Raw genomic sequence first — 17099 nt, 5'->3', positions numbered from 1 at the left:
AGAGTCCCCCGTCCGGCACGGCGGGGCTGCGGAAGGAGGGTAGCGGCGTGGGCTCGGTCACCGCCACTGTGGCACCTGCCACGAGCGCAAACGTTACCCGATGGTTCCGGACATTCGGGGCTTTATCCCGGGCCGGCTTCCGTCGTTACTCCACCTACCGGCAGGCGGCCGTGGCCGGTGTCGTGACCAACACCGTGTTCGGCTTCCTGCGCTGCGCGGTGCTGCTGGCCGCGGCCGGTTCCGGGACCGTCGGCGGGTACGACCGGGCCCAGCTCGCCACCTTCGTCTGGGTGGGGCAGGGGCTGCTCGCCGTGGTGCTGCTCTGGGGCTGGAGCGACCTGGCCGACCGGATCCGCACCGGTGACGTGGCCGCCGACCTGCTCCGCCCCGTGCACCCGGTGACCAGCTACCTCGCCACCGACCTGGGTCGGGCCGGCTACGCGGCGCTGGCCCGGCTGCTGCCGCCGGTCCTGGTGGGGCCGTTGTTCTTCGACGTCTGCCTGCCGTCGCGGTGGCCCACCGTCGGGCTCTTCGTGGTCTCCGTGGTGACCGCCGTGGTGCTCTGCTTCGGTTGCCGGTTCCTGGTCAACGCCACCGCGTACTGGTGGCAGGACGCGCGGGGTCCGTTGCTGCTGTGGACCCTCGGGTCGGGGGTGCTGGCCGGGCTCTACTTCCCGTTGCGGTTTCTGCCGGAGTGGCTGCAACTGGTGCTGTGGTGTGGCACCCCGTTCCCGAGCCTGCTGCAGACCCCGCTGGACGTGCTGGTGGAGCGGGATCCGCCGGCCGTCCAGGTCGGCCTGGTCGCGCTCCAGCTCGGCTGGGCGGTGCTGGTGCTGGCCGCCTGCCGGCTGGTGCAGCGGCGGGCCGAACGTCGGCTGGTGGTGCAGGGTGGTTGAGCAGGGGGTGTGCACCGGCGAGGCGGTCCGGCCGGGTGGGACGTTGCGGGCGTACCGGGCGCTGCTCGGGGCGCAGGCCCGGTCGCAGACGGCGTACCGGGCATCGTTCCTGCTGGACCTGCTGGGCAACGTGGGGGCCACCGTGTTCGACGTGGTCACGGTCCTGGTGATCTACGGGGTGACCCGGGAGTTGGGCGGGTTCACGCTGCGCGAGACGCTGGTGATGGTGGGGCTGTCGGCCAGCGCCTTCGCGGTGGCGGACCTGCTGGTAGGCAACATCGAGCGGCTGCCCACCCACGTGCGGACCGGCCTGTTCGACGCGGTGCTGCTGCGCCCGCTCGGCGCGCTGCCCCAACTGCTGCTGATGAACCTGCCGCTGCGCAAGGTGTCCCGGGGCGTGTTCGGGGTGGGCGTGCTGGTGGTGGCGCTGACCTCGGCCGGGATCGACTGGACGCCGGCCCGGGTGGCGTTGGCGGTGGTCGCCCCGCTGGCCGGGGTGGTCTTCTTCGGGTCGCTCTTCGTGGCGACCGCCACCGTGTCGTTCTGGTGGGTGGACTCCGGTGAGCTGGCCAACTCGGTCACCTACGGCGGGCGGGACTTCACCACGTACCCGGTGACCATCTTCGACGGGTGGTTCCGGGCCGCCTTCGCGTACGGCCTGGGGTTCGCCTTCGTCAGTTACCAGCCGGCGCTGGCGCTGCTGGGCCGAGCCGACCCGCTCGGCCTGCCGTCGTGGGCCGGCTGGGCGGCGCCGGCGGTGGCGCTGGTCGCCGCCGCGCTCGCGGCGACGGCCTGGCGCACCGGCATCCGCCACTACCGGAGTACGGGGTCATGAGCGTCATCGAACTGGACGGGCTACGCAAGGAGTTCACGGTACGGGTGAAGGTGGGCCGGCTACGCCGGGAGAAGCGGACGGTCACCGCCGTGGACGGCATCGACCTGCGGGTGGAGCAGGGCGAGATGCTCGGCTACATCGGCCCGAACGGGGCGGGCAAGTCGACCACCCTGAAGATGCTCACCGGGGTGCTGAGCCCGTCGGCGGGTCAGGCCCGGGTCTGCGGCTTGCGCCCGGTCGCCGACCGGACCCGGCTGGCGCTGCGCATCGGGGTGGTCTTCGGCCAGCGGTCCCAGTTGTGGTGGGACCTGCCGCTGGGTGACTCGTTCGACCTGTTGCGCCACCTCTACCGGGTGCCCGCCGCCGACCACGCCGCCCGGCTGCGCCGCTGTCGTGACCTGCTCGACCTGGACGCCTTCCTGGACACCCCGGTGCGGCAGTTGTCGCTGGGGCAGCGGATGCGCGGCGAGTTGACCGCGGCGCTGCTGCACGGCCCGCAGGTGCTCTTCCTCGACGAGCCGACCATCGGGCTGGACGTGGTGAGCAAGCAGGCGGTCCGGGGGTTCCTCGCCGAGTTGGGCCGGGCCGGCGACACCACGCTGGTGCTGACCACCCACGACCTGGCCGACATCGAGCGGCTCTGCGCCCGGCTGGTGGTGGTCGACCACGGCCGGGTGGTGCACGACGGTTCGATCGCCGCCCTGCACGCCCGCTACGGTTCCCGTCGGCTGGTCGTCGCCGAGTTGGACGCCCCGTTGTCGACGCCGCCGCAGCCGGTGGGGGCACCGCTGCACCGGGTCGAGGCCGACGGCCGCCGGTTGGTCTACGCGTTGGAGTCGGCGGGGGTGGCGGAGGTGGTCTCCGCGCTGGCCGGGCTGGCCGCGCTGCGTGACGTCTCGATCGTCGAACCGGACATCGAGGACGTGGTGGCCCGGCTCTACCGCAGCCCGGCCCCCGACCCGCGCCGCCCGTCGTGACCGGTCCCGGACCGGCCCCGCTCCCGCCCGCCGTCCCGAGCACCGGACGCGACGACGGCTACCGGACACGACGACGGCCCCGCCACCGGGGCGGGGCCGTCGGGTGACGTCGGTCAGATCGGGTCGCCGATGTTCACCCGGGGTGCCGGGGCGCGCATCCGGCGGAAGGTGATCGACCGCATGATCGCGTAGAGGTAGAGCGAACCCATCCGCTCACCGCTGTTGGGGTGGCGCTCCCGCACCAGCTTCTTGATCCGGCGGGAGATCAGCACCGAGTCGATCACCACGCCGAGCGCGAGCGCCCCCCACACGACGTTGGAGGCGAGCCGGATCGCCTGCGGCATCGCGGCGTTCGACCCGATCAGCACGATCAACGCGCCACCGAAGAACCAGGTGCCGATCGTCCGCCGCGAGTCGACGACGTTGCGGGCCAGCAACCGCTCCGGCCCCCGGTCCCGGGGGCCGCCCTCGCGGCGGAACTCGGCGGCCGCCTCGGTGCGCGCCTTGCGGCGCTGCTCCCGGGCTTCCTCCTTGGTCAGCGGCCGGATCGGACCGGCCGGCCGGCGGCCGGCGACCGGCCGTTTCGGGGTCTCGACGCCCAGTTCCTTCTTGCTCGGGGTGTAGCCCCGGGGGCGTGCGGCGGATGGCTCCTCGGTCACCACCGTGGCGGTGGCGGAGGAGTCGGAGTCGGCGGACTTGCGGCGAAACAGCGACGGCACGAGGTGAAGGGTAGCCACCCGACGGCGCCCGGTGCACATCACGGGTGCACCGGGCGCTCGGTGGAGCGGGTCGAACGGGCCCACAGGGGCCGTCGGGTGGCGGTCGGGGCCGCCGGGGGGACGGTCGGTTACGGCCGTTCGACGTGCGCGCCGAGGCTGGCCAGCTTGGCCTCGAAGTCCTCGTAGCCCCGGTTGATCAGGTCGACGCCGTACACCCGGGAGGTGCCCTCGGCGGCGAGTGCCGCGATCAGGTGGCTGAACCCGGCCCGCAGGTCCGGGATGACCAGGTCGGCGGCGTGCAGCTTGCTCGGGCCGGCGATCACCGCGGAGTGCTTGAAGTTGCGTCGGCCGAACCGGCACGGGGTGCCGCCGAGGCAGTCCCGGTAGACCTGGATGTTGGCGCCCATCGTGTTCAGCGCCTCGGTGTAGCCCAGCCGCTGCTCGTAGACCGTCTCGTGGACGATCGACAGGCCCCGGGCCTGGGTCAGCGCCACGACGAGGGGCTGCTGCCAGTCGGTCATGAAGCCGGGGTGCACGTCGGTCTCCAGCGCCACCGCGTTCAGCTCACCGCCGGGGTGCCAGAACCGGATGCCGCCCTCCTGGCCCGGGTCGCTGAGCTTCGGCGGCCGGGCGTCGGTGACCTCGTACTCGCCACCGACGGAGCGGAAGATGTTGAGGAAGGTCATCATGTCGGCCTGCTGCGCGCCGAGCACCTCGACGTGACCCCGGGTGGCCAGCGCCGCCGCCGCCCAGCTCGCCGCCTCGATCCGGTCCGGGATCGGCCGGTGGCTGTAGCCGTGCAGCCGCTTGACGCCCTGGATCTCGATCACCCGGTCGGTGTGCACCTTGATGATCGCGCCCATCTTCTGCAGGATGCAGATCAGGTCGATGATCTCGGGCTCGACGGCGGCGTTACGCAGCTCGGTGACGCCCTCGGCCATCACCGCGGTCAGCAGCACCTGCTCGGTCGCGCCGACGCTCGGGTACGGCAGGGCGAACTTCGTGCCGTGCAGCCCGTTGGGTGCGGACAGGTGCAGACCCTCGGGGGTCTTCTCCACCGTCGCGCCGAACTCGCGCAGCGCCTGGAGGTGGAAGTCGATCGGGCGGGGGCCGATGTGGCAGCCGCCCAGGTCGGGGATGAACGCGTGGCCGAGCCGGTGCAGCAGCGGGCCGCAGAACAGGATCGGGATCCGGCTGGACCCGGCGTGCACGTTGATCTGGTCGGTGCTGGCGCTCTCGACGTTGGACGGGTCGAAGACCAGCTCGCCGTCCTCGGTGCCGTCGGTCACCTTCACCCCGTGCAGGCCGAGCAGCCCGCGGACCACCTCGACGTCACGGATCTTGGGGACGTCGAACAGCCGGCTGGGCGAGTCGCCCAGCAGGGCCGCGACCATCGCCTTGGAGACCAGGTTCTTCGCGCCGCGCACGCGGATCCGCCCTTCGAGCGGGGTACCTCCGTGTACGACCAGGACGTCGTCCGTCAACGCAAACCTCCAGCGCGTGTCGGGTGGTGCGGGGTGAGTCGATGATGGGGCATGCTGTCCAGCTGTCCGGTACGAGCTGTCCAGCTACCCGGGACGGGGCCGGCTCAAAACGGTCCCCGTGGTACGTCGCCCCGGCAGCATAGCCCTCCGTGACGAAATAGGAATCGGTCACCGCACGGGTTACGGAACGAACCGGCGAATCCGGTACGTTCCCGTACCTCGGCGGTGACCGTAGGTGATCAGGTTGCGGCGGGCGGCGGGGTGTCGGCACCCGGCAGCGCGAGCATCTGGTCCAGCGCCACCCGGGCGTGGTGCGCGGTGTCCGCGTCGACGGTGATCTGGTTGACCACCCGGCCGGCGACCAGCTCCTCCAACGCCCAGACCAGGTGCGGCAGGTCGATCCGGTTCATCGTGGAGCAGTAGCAGACCGCCTTGTCCAGGAACATGATCTGCTTGTCGGGGTGGGCCAGCGCCAGCCGGCGGACCAGGTTCAGCTCGGTGCCGACCGCCCACGCCGAGCCGGCCGGTGCCGCCTCGATCGCCTTGATGATGTACTCCGTCGAACCGACCTGGTCGGCGGCGGTGACCACCTCGTGCCGGCACTCCGGGTGCACCAGCACGTTGACCCCGGGCACCCGGGCCCGGACGTCCTGCACGCTGTCCAGGGTGAACCGGCCGTGCACCGAGCAGTGCCCGCGCCACAGGATCATCTTGGCGTCGCGCAGCTCCTCGGCGGTGAGCCCACCGTTCGGCTTGTGCGGGTCGTAGAGCACGCAGTCGTCGAGCGAGTAGCCCATCTCCAGCACCGCCGTGTTGCGGCCCAGGTGCTGGTCGGGCAGGAACAGCACCTTCGAACCCTGCGCGTACGCCCAGTCCAGCGCCCGCTTGGCGTTCGACGAGGTGCAGACCACACCACCGTTGCGGCCGACGAAGCCCTTGATGTCCGCCGAGGAGTTCATGTATGTCACCGGCACGGTGTCCGCCGCGACGCCCAGGTCGGTCAGCACCTCCCAGGCCCGCTCGACCTGCGACAGCACCGCCATGTCGGCCATCGAGCAACCGGCCGCCAGGTCGGGCAGGATCACCCGCTGCGCGTCGGTGGTGAGGATGTCCGCGCTCTCGGCCATGAAGTGCACGCCGCAGAAGACGATGTACTCCGCGTCGGGGCGGGCCGCCGCCTCCCGGGCCAGCTTGAACGAGTCGCCGGTGACGTCGGCGAACTGGATCACCTCGTCGCGCTGGTAGTGGTGGCCGAGAACGAACACCTTCGTGCCCAGCGCGGCCTTCGCCGCCGCCGCCCGGGCCACCAGGTCCGGGTCGCTCGGCGCCGGCAGGTCTCCCGGACACTCCACGCCACGCTCGGTGGCGGGGTCGCTGCCGCGGCCGAGGAGCAGCAGCGCGGTCGCCGTGTTGGAGGGTTCCACCCAGGTCGAAGTCACGTCCTCATGGTCCCACAACGGGGCGTTCGCACGACCGCTGCCGGTGTGGGCTGCCACACTGCCCCGCGCCGATGTGGCCTGCCACACTCTGGGCATGCGCGTGCTGCTCTGTCCCGACAAGTTCGCCGGCACCCTGGAAGCGCCCGAGGTGGCGGCGGCCGTCGCCGCCGGCTGGCGCGAGGTGGACGACGCCGGCGAGCTGCTCATCCGTCCCCTCGCCGACGGCGGGCCGGGCTTCGTCACGGTGCTCGCCGACGCTCTCGACGGGCGGCGGGTGCCGGTCCCCACGGTCGACCCGCTGGGCCGGCCCGTCACCGGTGAGATCCTGCTCACCGCCGACGGTGTCGGCTACCTGGAGAGCGCCCAGGCCTGCGGGCTGCACCTGCTGGCCGCCGCCGAGCGGGACCCGAAGGCCGCCACCTCGTACGGCCTCGGCGCGCTGGTCGCCGCCGCCGTGGAGCACGGGGCCCGGACGGTGGTGATCGGGCTGGGCGGCTCCGGCACCAACGACGGCGGGGCCGGCCTGTTCACCGCGCTCGGCGCGACCCCGCTCGACGACGCCGGCCGGGCCCTGCCGTACGGCGGTGCGGCGCTGACCGCCGTCGCCGCCCTCGACGGCGTCCCCCGACTGCGCGGGGTGACCCTGGTCGCCGCCACCGACGTGGACAACCCGCTGCTCGGCCTGCACGGCGCGAGCAACGTCTACGGTCCGCAGAAGGGCGCCGACCGGGCCGACGTGTTGCTGCTCGACGCCGCACTGGAGCGGTGGGCGGCGGTGCTGGAACGGGACCTGCCCGGCTGCCCGCCCGGCCTGGGCACGTTGCCCGGTGGCGGCGCGGCCGGTGGCCTCGGCGCGGCGATCCTGGCCCTCGGCGGGCGCTGCGAATCCGGCATCGACCTGGTCAGCCGGGCGATCGGGCTGGAAGCCGCGCTGGACGACTGCGATCTGGTGATCACCGGGGAGGGATCGTTCGACCACCAGTCGCTGCGCGGCAAGGTGGTCGCCGGGGTGGCCGGGGCGGCCCGCGACCGGGGGGTGCCCTGCGTGGTGCTGGCGGGTCGGGTGAGCACCGGCCGGCGGGAGGCAGCCTCCGCCGGGGTGACCGAGGCGTACAGCCTGGTGGACCACTTCGGTGGTGAGGAACGCGGCGGGGTGGCGGCGGCGATGGGCCGGCCCGCCGAGGGGCTGCGGGCGCTCGGTGCCCGACTGGCCCGTCAGTGGAGCCGCTGACCGGACCACCGGGGTGGGCCGGACAGCGGGGTACGACCGACTCACACGTGCGCCGGGTGGGCGCGGGCGGGTGGGGGTGGTGCGGGTGGCCTGGAGCGGCGATCACGCCGGCCGGGTGGGGTCGGCCGGGGCGGCGTACCATCGAAGCTGGACCAAACCGGGAATCACTGGGCGACGCGTGCTGTTGACCAGGGTGTCCGGACCCATACCGCGCAGGGAGATTTCCACGTGACCACGCCAGCGCAGACCGACTCGACCGAGGCCCAGGCCCCTACTTCCGTCGTCCTCACCGACGTCGCGGCGCAGAAGGTCAAGGCCCTGATCGAGCAGGAAGGCCGCGACGACCTGCGGCTCCGGGTCGCGGTGCAGCCGGGTGGCTGCTCCGGCCTGCGGTACCAGCTCTTCTTCGACGAGCGTTCGCTCGACGGTGACGTCGTCACCGACTTCGACGGTGTCGGCGTCGTCGTCGACCGGATGAGCGCCCCCTACCTGTCCGGGGCGACCATCGACTTCGCCGACCGGATCGACGCCCAGGGCTTCACCATCGACAACCCCAACGCGGGCAGCTCCTGCGCCTGCGGCGACTCGTTCAGCTGAGTCGCGACCGTCGCCGTCGGCGGGGCCGCCCCACCACGGGGCGGCCCCGTCGTGTGTCCGGCAACCTGTCCGGGCGCGCTGTCGGTGTAGCCGAGCCCACCGGTGGTGAGCCCGCCGACGTGGCTGCCCGGTTCCGATGCCGAGGCGGTGCCGGTCGCGGTGGCCGGGCTGCTCGTGCCGACCTGCTCGGTGGCATGGGGTTGGCCGGCGTGTGGCGGGCGGATGAGCAGGTGGTGGCCGGTGCCCGTCCGACCGTCGACCGTCGTTCGCGCGCGACCGGTAGGCTGACCCGCGCCGTGCTCCCGACCCCGAGGGTTGACATGAAGATCGCCGTGACCGGCTCGATCGCGACCGACCACCTGATGAGCTTCCCGGGTCGCTTCGCCGACCAGCTCATCGCCGACCAGTTGCACAAGGTGTCGCTCTCCTTCCTGGTGGACGACCTGGTGTTGCGCCGGGGCGGGGTGGCCGCCAACATCGCCTTCGGCATGGGGCAGCTCGGGCTGAGCCCGATCCTGCTCGGCGCGGTGGGTGCCGACTTCGCCGACTACCGTTCCTGGCTGGAGCGGCACGGCGTGGACTGCGACTCGGTGCACGTCAGCGAGGTGGCGCACACCGCCCGTTTCGTCTGCACCACCGACACCGACATGTGCCAGATCGCCTCGTTCTATGCCGGTGCGATGAGCGAGGCCCGCAACATCGAGCTGGGCCCCGTCGCGGACCGGCTCGGCGGCCTCGACCTGGTCCTGGTCAGCGCGAACGACCCGGAGGCGATGATCCGGCACTCGGCCGAGTGCCGGGACCGCGGCTACGCCTTCGTCGCCGACCCGTCGCAGCAGCTCGCCCGGATGGACGGCGACGACGTGGTCGCGCTGATCGACGGCGCCGAGTACCTGATGACCAACGAGTACGAGAAGTCGCTGCTGCAGAGCAAGGCCGGCCTCACCGACGCCCAGCTCCTGGAACGGGTGAAGGTCCGGGTCACCACCCTCGGCAAGGACGGCGTGGAGATCGCCACCCGGGACGGGGAGTCGTTGCGGGTGCCGATCGTCCGGGACGCGCGGGCCGTCGACCCCACCGGGGTCGGTGACGGCTTCCGGGCCGGTTTCTTCGCCGCCCTGTCCTGGGGCCTCGGCCTGGAACGTGCCGCCCAGGTCGGTTCGCTGCTGGCCGCCCTGGTCCTGGAGACCGTCGGCACCCAGGAGTACGACGTGCGCCGCGACGTGTTCGTCAAGCGGCTGGCCGAGTCGTACGGGGACGCCGCCGCCCAGGACGTCCGGCCACACCTGGTGCCGTGACGCAGCTCCTGGTCGTCTTCGCCGGTCTGCCGGGGGTGGGTAAGAGCACCATCGCCCGGCAGGTCGGCGTGGCCCTGGGTGCCCCGGTGCTGTCTGTCGACCCGATCGAGCGGGCACTGGCCCGGCACGGGCTGACCGGCCCCGGAGCGGGCCTGGCCGGCTACGACGCGTTGGCCGGGCTGGCCGAGGTGCAGCTCGGGCTGGGCACCGGCGTGGTGGTCGACGCGGCGAACCCGGTGGCCGGCGCGCGAGGGCTCTGGCTCGACCTGGCTGCGCGGTCCGGGGTGCCGCTGCGGCTGATCGAGGTGCACTGTGGTGACGAGGCGGAGCTGCGTCGCCGGGTCGAGGCCCGGCACGCCGCCGACCCGCACGCTCCGACCTGGGAGCAGACCCGGCAGCGTGGCGCGGAGTACGAACCGTTGATCGGCCCCCGGCTGGTGGTCGACACCGCCATCGCGATCGACCCGCTCCCGGCGCTCCTGCGTTACCTCACCTGATCCCGGCCCGGCTGGCTGTCCCGATCCCGGTCTGGGCCCGGCTGTCCCTGTCCCGGTCTGGGCACCTGGCGTGCGGCTGTTGGGGCTGGCGGCTGATTTCGGGAAGGCCGCCCGCCTTGCGCCGGGCGAGGTCAGCCGGCCTGACCGGGGGAGCGGACCGGGGTGGCGGCGACGAACGCCGACCACTGGCGGGCGGGAAAGATCAGCACCGGGCCGGAGGGGTCCTTGCTGTCCCGCACCGCCATCCGGTCGGGCAGCACGGCGCACTCGACGCAGTCGCCGTTGTTGGCGCTGCGGCTGCTGGTGAACCAGCGGGCGGTGGTGTGGTCGGGGGTACGCACGGTGGCCTCCGAGGGGCGCTAGGCCGCGCCGGCCAACTCCCTGATCAACGCGCGCGACTCGGCGGGTGAGAGGGCGACCTGGCGCAGGTTGTCTGCCACCATGCTATAGGTGCGTACCCCGTCCGGGTCCTGCACGTACATCGCCCCGTCGAGCACCTCGGTGTAGGCGATCGGGCGTACGTTGGCGAAATCCAGCAGGACGAACTTGCCCAGTGGCGTCGCGGCGTGCGGGCCGTCCTCGGGGCGGAGCACCTGCACGGTGACGTTCGGCAGCTCGGACATGGTGGCCAGGTGCCGGAGCTGTGCCCGCCGGGTCTCGTCGCCGTTGACCCGGAGCCGCAGCGCCGCCTCGCCGATCACCGCGTGCAGGGTGAGCGGGTCGTCGTCGGTGAGCCGCCGGGCCCGGGTCTGCCGGAAGGACACGAAGCGTTCGGCGTGGTCGGGGCGGACGAATCCGGTGCCCAGGGTCAGCGCCTGGGCGTACTCCTCGGTCTGGAGCAGGCCGGGGATGACCATCGACTCGAACACGAACGCCCCGTCGGCCAGCCCTTCCAGCCCGACGTACGTCTTGAACCAGTCCGGCATCACCGCGGCCCAGGGTGCCCACCAGGTCTTGGCGTCGGAGCGGCCGGCCAGCGTGGTCAGCCGGTCGATCGCGGGCTGGTCGGCCCCGCAGGCGCGGAGCACGGCCGCGATGTCCTCGGGAAACTGCTGGTAACGGCCGGTCTCCATGTGGCCGAGCTTCGGCTTGCCGATGCCGGTGCTGGCCGACAGCTCGGTCAGCGTCATCGGTGCCTCGCGGCGATACCGCCCCAGCTCGGCACCGATCAGCCAGCGCAGCGCCGAGGGATCTGTCCGCCTGCCCATGTATCGCCTCCACCACTGTGTACCGACGAGAACATCATGCCGTCGAGTCTTCCAAAGAGCAAGGATAGGGGCTATACGTATAGCAACGACTCTTGGAGGTGGTCATGCCTGACCCCGCGCCGCTCGGCACGCCCGAGGAGTTCCACCTGATGCTCGTCGACCTGGCGACCGAGTTCGCCCCACGCCGGTTCGCGCTCTGCGAGGAGTACGGCGACCGCATCGACGGCGGGGTCTTCGCCTGGGGCGTGGCGTTCCCGGACGGCGCCCTGCTGCGCCACGACGGGAGAACGTCGACCGGGCACTTCGCCACCGCCGAGAGCGCGTTGCGGCTCTTCACCCGCACCGGCCGCCGCCTCCGCCTGATCTGGATCGACACCACCACCCCTGTCGATCATGGAGTTGTGGTGCCTTCGAAACGGCATTAATGCCGCAGATCGGCCACCACGACTCCATGATCGACGGAGCGGAGCAGGGTGGGGCAGGGCAGGGCAGGGCAGGGTGGGGCAGGGCAGGGTGGGGTGGAGCGGGAGCGGGCGGAGCGGGGTGGGTCAGTGGGTGCGGCGTACCTCGTAGCCCGGGCCGTCGGGGATGGCGGTGACGAACTGCTGGGCGCGCATCCGGCACCAGGCGGGGATGTCCACGGCGGCGGCCGGGTCGTCGGCGAGGACCCGCAGCACCGCGCCGACGGGCAGCTCAGGCAGCCGGCGGGCCAGCGCGATCACCGGCAGCGGGCAGCGCTGCCCCCGACAGTCCAGCACCTCGACCGACCCCGCCCCGTCGCCGCCCGCCCCGCCCGGCCCCGCCCCGTCGCCGCCCACCCCGGCCTCGCCACCGCCCGACCCGGGCGGGGGGCTGTCCGCGCCGGGCGGGGGGCTGTCCGGGCCGGTCGGAGGGTTGTCCGCGCCGGGCGGGGGGCTGTCCGGGCCGGGCGGGGTGGTCACAGGCCCACCACGCCGGCGTCGGCGCGCAGCTCGGCGACGATCCCGGGCAGTTCGGCGAGGAACCGCTCGACGTCGGCCTCGGTGGTCTCCCGGTGCAGCGAGACCCGGACGTTGCCGTGCGACAGCACCCCCATCGCCTCCAGCACGTGCGACGGGCGCAGCGTCGAGGAGGTGCAGGAGGAGCCGGAGGAGACGGCGAAGCCGCGCCGGTCCAACGCGTGCAGCAGCACCTCGCCGTCGACGTACAGGCAGGAGAAGGTGACCAGGTGGGGGAGTCGGTCGACGGGGTCGCCGACGACCTCCACGTCCGGCACCTCGGCGGCGACCCGGGCCCGGATCAGGTCCACCAGCGGGGTCAGCCGGGCCGCCTCGGCCGCCGCGTCGGCCGCCGCAGCGCGCAGGCTCGCCGCCGCCGCCACCACCGCCGGCAGGTTCACCACCCCGGGGGTACGCCCGAACTCCCGCTCGTCGGCCGGCCACGGCGACTCCCAGCGGGTGCCCTTGCGGACCACGAGCAGCCCGACGCCGGGTGGGCCGCCCCACTTGTGCGCGCTGGCGGTCAGCACCGACCACCCGTCCGGCACCGGCACCCGGCCGACGAGCTGGGCCGCGTCGACGTGCAGCGGCACCCCGACGGTGGCGCAGGCGTCGGCGGCCCCGGTGACCGGCTGTACGGTGCCCACCTCGTGACTGGCCCCGATCAGCGTCGCCAGCGCCACCCCGGGGGAGCGCACCGCCGCCGACCAGGCGGTCAGGTCGAGCCGGCCGAGCCGGTCCACCGGTACGGAGGTCGCGGTGCCACCGGCCGCCACGTGCCGCTGCGCGGCGTGCAGCACCGCCGAGTGTTCGATCGCCGAGTGCACAAGCGTGTCGCCGGTGCGCTGCCGCCCGGCCAGGCCGCCGAGCACGGCGGAGTGCGCGGCGTGCGTACCGCTGGGGGTGAAGGAGACCTCGTCGGGGCGGACGCCGAGGGTGCCGGCGGTGGCCTCGCGGGCGGCGTCGAGGAGTTGGGCGGCCCGGCGGGCCCGGCTGTAGAGGCGGGCGGGGTCGGCCCAGCCGTCGTCGAGGGCCGCCAGCAACGCCTGCCGGGCGACCGGGTGCAGCGGCGCGGCAGTGGCCGCGTCCAGGTAGACCGGGTGGGCACTCACGGCTGACGACGCTATCGCGTCGGGATGGCCACGATCCCCCCGATGGGGTCGGACAGCGACCCCAAGACGGTCGAGCCCGCCATGGTCGAGTAATCTGCGACCGTCGGTGACGCCTTTGCCGTCGGTGCTGATGGAAAGCCCCACCGCGGCGCGCTAGGGAGGCAGGACCAGGTGGTCGCAAGGAGTTCGGAGGTACGGCCGTCGGCCGTACGGCACAGCGCTTCCCCCGGAGCCGGTGAGCGTCGGCGGCGTGGTGCTGGCCGGCTCGCCGGGCTCGGTCTCGGCGGAGCTGCGCTGCTGGTTCTGCTCACCGGGTGTGACGTCGGCCGCTCGGTCGACGGCTTCGGCTGGCCGCAGGGCGGCATCACCCCCGAATCGCACCGGATGTACGACCTGTGGATCGCCTCCTGCATCGCCGCCCTGGCGGTCGGTGTCTTCGTCTGGGGCCTGATCTTCTGGTGCGTGGTGCGCTACCGCAAGCGCGGCAACGAGCTGCCGGTGCAGACCCGCTACAACCTGCCGATGGAGTTTCTCTACACCATCGCGCCGATCCTGATCGTCTCGGTGCTCTTCTACTACACGGCAGTGGTCCAGACCGACGTGGTGCGGACGACCAAGAACCCCGACGTCACCGTCGAGGTCGTCGCCTTCAAGTGGAACTGGCAGTTCAACTACCGCGACGGCCAGGGCACCGAGGCCAACACCGTGGCGTCGGTGCTGGGCACCAGCGAGGTCATCCCGGTGCTGGTGCTGCCGACCAACCGGTCCATCCGGTTCGAGGAGACCAGCCGCGACGTCATCCACTCCTTCTGGGTGCCGGAGCTGCTGTTCAAGCGCGACGTGATGCCCGGCAAGATCCGTAACGTGTTCGAGGTCTCCAAGCTGGAGTCCGAGGGGGCGTACGTGGGCCGCTGCGCCGAGCTGTGCGGCAGCTACCACGCCTTCATGAACTTCGAGCTGCGGGTGGTCTCCCCGGAGGCGTACGACCAGTTCCTGGCGGCCAAGCGGGACGGCAAGTCGACGCAGGAGGCGCTCACCGCCATCGGCCAGGACCCGTACGCGAAGACCACCCAGCCGTTCGACACCCGGCGGACCAAGGACAACTTCAACCCGGACGGCGCGTCCGCGGGCGCGGGAAACTGAGGTATCCGGCATGAAGACCGAGTGGCGCATCTTCCTCATCATCGCCGGGTTCCTCCTCGGCGCGACGATCCTCTACGGCGCTTGGACGTACGGCGACTCCGGTGGCCAGGTCGAGTGGGTCGGCACGGTGGCCCTGCTGCTGTCCTTCCTGCTCTGCGCGATGTGCGGCGGCTTCTTCTGGTTCGTCTCCCGCCGTATCGACCTGCGCCCGGAGGACCGGCCGGACGGCGAGATCGCCGACGGCGCGGGCGAGATCGGCTTCTTCAGCCCCGGCAGCTACTGGCCGTTCGGCCTCGCGCTGGCCGCCGCGGTCGCCGGCCTGGGCCTGGTGTTCTGGCAGTTCTGGCTGCTCGGCCTCGGTCTGGTGCTGGTCATCGTCACCGCCTGCGGCCTGCTCTTCGAGTACTACTCCGGCACCCGCCGCACCGCCGAGCACTGACCCACCGGCCTGCTCGCGGCGAGCCCCGTTCGCCGCGTCAGTGCCCGGAGAGCCATCCGACAGGCCCGCCTGCCCACCCGGGGAGGCGGGCCTGTCGTCGTTGGGCGGGTGATCGACTCCAGGGGGCCGAAGTCGCGGTGTCCCCGGCGGGCTGATGCCGCTGTTTCGGCTCGGCCTGGGTGGATCAGGCCGGCTGGGTGGATCAGGCCGGCTCGGGCCAGACGGGTCCCTGGTCGGTCCAGGTGACACCCCTGTTGCGGCAGAGGCAGAAGGGGTGACCGACCGGGTCGGTGTAGACCCGCCATCCGTAGCCTTCGGGGCTGAGGAAATCCTGCGCCAGGGTTGCGCCGAGGGCCAGGACGCGAGCCTGCTCGGTCTCGATGTCATCGACCTCGAAGTCGAGGTGGAACTGTTTGGGGTGCCCGCCGTCGGGCCACTGCGGGGCGCGGTAATCCGTCACCCTGATGAAGGCCAGCTCGATCTCGCCGAACCGGATGCCGGCCCAGTCCCCGTCGCTGCCCTCCCTGACCGGGCGACCCGTCACCGCGGCGTAGAAGGCCGCCAGCCTCATCGTGTCCGGGCAGTCGATGATGAAATCCGTGAGTCGGAGCATCCGGTGATCCTGCCACGCAACTGAGCAGGCCGGATCTCCCGTCAGGACCAGGGAACCGGTGGTGCCCGGCAGGGGTCGGGCCGCGTGGCGACCGGCAGGGGTCGGGCCGCGTGGCGGCCGGCAGGGGTCAGGCCGCGTGACGGCCGGCTGACGGGCGGCGGCGACGGTCGGCCAGGCGGGTGGGCTGGAAGGCGAAGGTGGCGATCAGCACCGCCGTGCCGCAGCCGGTGCAGAGCAGCTCGGGGCAGTCGGCACCGTGGCCGTCGGCGCAGGGCGGCATCTCGAACGGCTGAACGCCCTCGCAGGTGTCGCAGTAGAGCTCGCGGTCCGACACGGGCGTCTCCTCTCGTTCCGGAACCCGCCGATGGACATCGCCGCCATCACCGGAAACGGAAAATTACTCCCATGTAGTTTCCCACGCCCCTCCGACACTTCCCCGCCAGCCCCGCCAGCCCCGCCAGCCCCGCCAGCCCATGTCCGGCACACCGCTCGGCCCGGGGGAGTGGGCCGGGCTGAACGGCGGGTCGGAGCGGGCCGGGCAGAACGGGGGGTCAGAGCGGGCCGCGCTGAACGGTGGGTCAGAGGGAACGGGCGACGTCGACCCAGCGTTCCAGGACGGCCGCCGCCGCCCCCGAGTCGACGGACTCGGCGGCCCGGGCCATGCCGGCGCGTACCGCCTCGGTGAGGTCACCGTCCAGCGGAGTCTGGGTGGCGAGCGCGACGGCCGCGTTGACCAGGACGGCGTCGCGGACCGGACCGGTCTCGCCGGCCAGCAGCCGGTGGGCCACGGCGGCGTTGTGCGCGGCGTCACCGCCCCGCAGGTCGGCCAGGGTGGCCCGGGGTACCCCGAGGTCGGCCGCGTCCAGCACGGCCTCCCGGACGGTCCCCTGCTGGGCCACCCAGACCCGGGTCGGCGCGGCGGTGGTGAACTCGTCCAGGCCGTCCTCGCCGCGCATCACGATCACCGAGTCGCCCCGACCGGCGAAGACCTCGGCCATCACGGCGGCCATCCGGGCGTCGAAGCAGCCGACCGCGCCGGCGTGCGGCCGGGCCGGGTTGGTCAGCGGGCCGAGGAAGTTGAACGCGGTCGGCACGCCGATCTCCCGCCGGACCGGGCCGGCGTGGCGCATCCCCGGGTGGAACCGGGGCGCGAAGCAGAAGCCGATCCCCGCCTCGGCCACGCACCGGGCCACCTGCTCCGGGCCGAGATCCAGCGGTACGCCGAAGAACTCCAGCAGGTCGGCGGTGCCGCACAGCGAGGACGCGGCCCGGTTGCCGTGCTTGACCACCCGGACACCGGCACCGGCCACCACCAGGGCGGTCATCGTGGAGATGTTGACCGTGTGGGCGAGGTCACCACCGGTGCCGACGACGTCGACCGCGGTGCGCCGCAACTCCTCCGGCAGGGTCACCGGCACCGAGTTGCCGAGCATCGCCTCGACCAGGCCGGCCAGTTCGGCCGGGGTCTCACCCTTGGCGCGCAGGGCGACCGCGAAGCCGGCGATCTGCGCCGGCCCGGCGGCACCGGCCATGATCTCGTTCATCGCCCAGGTGGTGTCGGCGGTGGACAGCTCGTCGCCGCGCAGCAGCGCGTTGAGCAGGTGCGGCCAGGTCCGTTCGCCCATGATGGGCCT

Annotated in this window: 20 protein-coding genes; 10 read left to right on the top strand and 10 right to left on the bottom strand. The window is 72.7% G+C overall.

The annotated features are described in order from the left end of the window. Positions 1-47: 47 nt before the first annotated feature. The 3 genes from JQN83_RS20400 to JQN83_RS20390 are packed head-to-tail and all read left to right on the top strand — an operon-like array spanning position 48 to position 2708. Positions 48-896: an ABC transporter permease gene (locus JQN83_RS20400; protein WP_208568738.1), complete on the top strand. Its 849-nt coding sequence runs from the start codon at positions 48-50 to the stop codon at positions 894-896. Then, positions 889-1731, top strand: coding sequence for an ABC transporter permease (locus JQN83_RS20395; protein ID WP_307799479.1), 843 nt, complete (start codon positions 889-891; stop codon positions 1729-1731). The genes JQN83_RS20400 and JQN83_RS20395 overlap by 8 nt, the downstream gene beginning before the upstream one ends. Further along, positions 1728-2708: an ABC transporter ATP-binding protein gene (locus tag JQN83_RS20390; protein WP_208568737.1), complete on the top strand. Its 981-nt coding sequence runs from the start codon at positions 1728-1730 to the stop codon at positions 2706-2708. Before JQN83_RS20395 ends, JQN83_RS20390 begins: the two co-directional genes overlap by 4 nt. A 113-nt stretch (positions 2709-2821) precedes the next feature. Here the strand turns inward: JQN83_RS20390 and JQN83_RS20385 are convergent, their stop codons facing one another. The 3 genes from JQN83_RS20385 to nadA form a co-directional block, all read right to left on the bottom strand. Beyond that, a complete protein-coding gene (locus tag JQN83_RS20385; RefSeq protein ID WP_208568736.1) occupies positions 2822-3466 on the bottom strand; it encodes a DUF3043 domain-containing protein in 645 nt (214 codons plus the stop codon). Positions 3467-3555: 89 nt separating this feature from the next. Continuing rightward, positions 3556-4911 (bottom strand): UDP-N-acetylglucosamine 1-carboxyvinyltransferase, encoded by a 1356-nt coding sequence (murA, locus tag JQN83_RS20380; protein ID WP_208568735.1) that lies wholly within the window; start codon positions 4909-4911, stop codon positions 3556-3558. A gap of 239 nt (positions 4912-5150) precedes the next feature. Continuing rightward, complete coding sequence (gene nadA / locus JQN83_RS20375; RefSeq protein ID WP_208568734.1) at positions 5151-6350, bottom strand: quinolinate synthase NadA; 1200 nt, start codon at positions 6348-6350, stop codon at positions 5151-5153. Positions 6351-6444: 94 nt separating this feature from the next. Here nadA and JQN83_RS20370 point away from each other — a divergent pair, with 94 nt between their 5' ends. The 4 genes from JQN83_RS20370 (at position 6445) to JQN83_RS20355 (ending at position 9973) form a co-directional block, all read left to right on the top strand. Continuing rightward, entirely contained in the window at positions 6445-7581 is a 1137-nt protein-coding gene (locus JQN83_RS20370) for a glycerate kinase family protein (RefSeq protein WP_208568733.1), read from the top strand. Positions 7582-7809: 228 nt separating this feature from the next. Beyond that, positions 7810-8178 carry an iron-sulfur cluster insertion protein ErpA gene (erpA, locus tag JQN83_RS20365; RefSeq protein ID WP_091237771.1) on the top strand — a complete coding sequence of 123 codons (369 nt, stop codon included), beginning with the start codon at positions 7810-7812 and terminating at the stop codon, positions 8176-8178. 320 nt (positions 8179-8498) lie between these two features. After that, complete coding sequence (locus tag JQN83_RS20360) at positions 8499-9476, top strand: carbohydrate kinase family protein (RefSeq protein ID WP_208568732.1); 978 nt, start codon at positions 8499-8501, stop codon at positions 9474-9476. Then, positions 9473-9973, top strand: coding sequence for a P-loop nucleotide/nucleoside kinase family protein (locus JQN83_RS20355; protein ID WP_208568731.1), 501 nt, complete (start codon positions 9473-9475; stop codon positions 9971-9973). The genes JQN83_RS20360 and JQN83_RS20355 overlap by 4 nt, the downstream gene beginning before the upstream one ends. Before the next feature lie 131 nt (positions 9974-10104). Here JQN83_RS20355 and JQN83_RS20350 read toward each other — a convergent pair whose 3' ends face one another. Together JQN83_RS20350 and JQN83_RS20345 are read right to left on the bottom strand one after the other, a co-directional pair. Beyond that, positions 10105-10314 (bottom strand): DUF397 domain-containing protein, encoded by a 210-nt coding sequence (locus JQN83_RS20350; protein ID WP_208568730.1) that lies wholly within the window; start codon positions 10312-10314, stop codon positions 10105-10107. An 18-nt stretch (positions 10315-10332) separates the two neighbouring features. Further along, positions 10333-11181 (bottom strand): helix-turn-helix domain-containing protein, encoded by an 849-nt coding sequence (locus tag JQN83_RS20345; RefSeq protein WP_208568729.1) that lies wholly within the window; start codon positions 11179-11181, stop codon positions 10333-10335. Between the two features lie 104 nt (positions 11182-11285). Between JQN83_RS20345 and JQN83_RS20340 the strand changes: the two genes are divergently transcribed. Continuing rightward, on the top strand, positions 11286-11606 hold the full coding sequence (locus tag JQN83_RS20340) for a hypothetical protein (protein WP_208568728.1): 321 nt from the start codon (positions 11286-11288) through the stop codon (positions 11604-11606). Positions 11607-11729: 123 nt separating this feature from the next. Here JQN83_RS20340 and JQN83_RS20335 read toward each other — a convergent pair whose 3' ends face one another. Beyond that, a complete protein-coding gene (locus tag JQN83_RS20335) occupies positions 11730-11939 on the bottom strand; it encodes a sulfurtransferase TusA family protein (RefSeq protein WP_219470244.1) in 210 nt (69 codons plus the stop codon). A 179-nt stretch (positions 11940-12118) separates the two neighbouring features. Next, positions 12119-13270, bottom strand: a complete 1152-nt coding sequence (locus tag JQN83_RS20330) for a cysteine desulfurase family protein (protein WP_208568727.1) — start codon at positions 13268-13270, stop codon at positions 12119-12121. A 171-nt stretch (positions 13271-13441) separates the two neighbouring features. Here JQN83_RS20330 and ctaC point away from each other — a divergent pair, with 171 nt between their 5' ends. Both ctaC and JQN83_RS20320 read left to right on the top strand, forming a co-directional pair. Further along, entirely contained in the window at positions 13442-14413 is a 972-nt protein-coding gene (gene ctaC, locus JQN83_RS20325; protein ID WP_208568726.1) for an aa3-type cytochrome oxidase subunit II, read from the top strand. Positions 14414-14423: 10 nt separating this feature from the next. Then, positions 14424-14852, top strand: a complete 429-nt coding sequence (locus JQN83_RS20320) for a cytochrome c oxidase subunit 4 (RefSeq protein WP_208568725.1) — start codon at positions 14424-14426, stop codon at positions 14850-14852. Between the two features lie 202 nt (positions 14853-15054). Here JQN83_RS20320 and JQN83_RS20315 read toward each other — a convergent pair whose 3' ends face one another. From JQN83_RS20315 to trpD, 3 genes are all read right to left on the bottom strand, one after another. Next, positions 15055-15465 (bottom strand): VOC family protein, encoded by a 411-nt coding sequence (locus JQN83_RS20315; protein ID WP_208568724.1) that lies wholly within the window; start codon positions 15463-15465, stop codon positions 15055-15057. A gap of 127 nt (positions 15466-15592) precedes the next feature. After that, positions 15593-15799 (bottom strand): hypothetical protein, encoded by a 207-nt coding sequence (locus JQN83_RS20310; RefSeq protein ID WP_208568723.1) that lies wholly within the window; start codon positions 15797-15799, stop codon positions 15593-15595. Positions 15800-16043: 244 nt separating this feature from the next. Further along, positions 16044-17090: an anthranilate phosphoribosyltransferase gene (gene trpD, locus JQN83_RS20305; RefSeq protein ID WP_208568722.1), complete on the bottom strand. Its 1047-nt coding sequence runs from the start codon at positions 17088-17090 to the stop codon at positions 16044-16046. Positions 17091-17099: the final 9 nt, after the last annotated feature.

The sequence above is a fragment of the Micromonospora antibiotica genome (assembly GCF_017599305.1).
Classification (GTDB): Bacteria; Actinomycetota; Actinomycetes; order Mycobacteriales; family Micromonosporaceae; genus Micromonospora; species Micromonospora antibiotica.
Note: the sequence above shows the minus strand (reverse complement) of the source record. Positions and strands in the feature narration are given on the sequence as shown.

Excerpts from the sequence above, each read along its gene's own strand:
- JQN83_RS20390 (WP_208568737.1), top strand. The coding sequence starts at position 1,728 with ATGAGCGTCATCGAACTGGACGGGCTACGCAAGGAGTTCACGGTACGG.
- JQN83_RS20385 (WP_208568736.1), bottom strand. The coding sequence starts at position 3,466 with ATGTGCACCGGGCGCCGTCGGGTGGCTACCCTTCACCTCGTGCCGTCG.
- JQN83_RS20370 (WP_208568733.1), top strand. The coding sequence starts at position 6,445 with ATGCGCGTGCTGCTCTGTCCCGACAAGTTCGCCGGCACCCTGGAAGCG.
- JQN83_RS20360 (WP_208568732.1), top strand. The coding sequence starts at position 8,499 with ATGAAGATCGCCGTGACCGGCTCGATCGCGACCGACCACCTGATGAGC.
- JQN83_RS20345 (WP_208568729.1), bottom strand. The coding sequence starts at position 11,181 with ATGGGCAGGCGGACAGATCCCTCGGCGCTGCGCTGGCTGATCGGTGCC.
- JQN83_RS20340 (WP_208568728.1), top strand. The coding sequence starts at position 11,286 with ATGCCTGACCCCGCGCCGCTCGGCACGCCCGAGGAGTTCCACCTGATG.
- JQN83_RS20320 (WP_208568725.1), top strand. The coding sequence starts at position 14,424 with ATGAAGACCGAGTGGCGCATCTTCCTCATCATCGCCGGGTTCCTCCTC.
- JQN83_RS20315 (WP_208568724.1), bottom strand. The coding sequence starts at position 15,465 with ATGCTCCGACTCACGGATTTCATCATCGACTGCCCGGACACGATGAGG.
- trpD (WP_208568722.1), bottom strand. The coding sequence starts at position 17,090 with ATGGGCGAACGGACCTGGCCGCACCTGCTCAACGCGCTGCTGCGCGGC.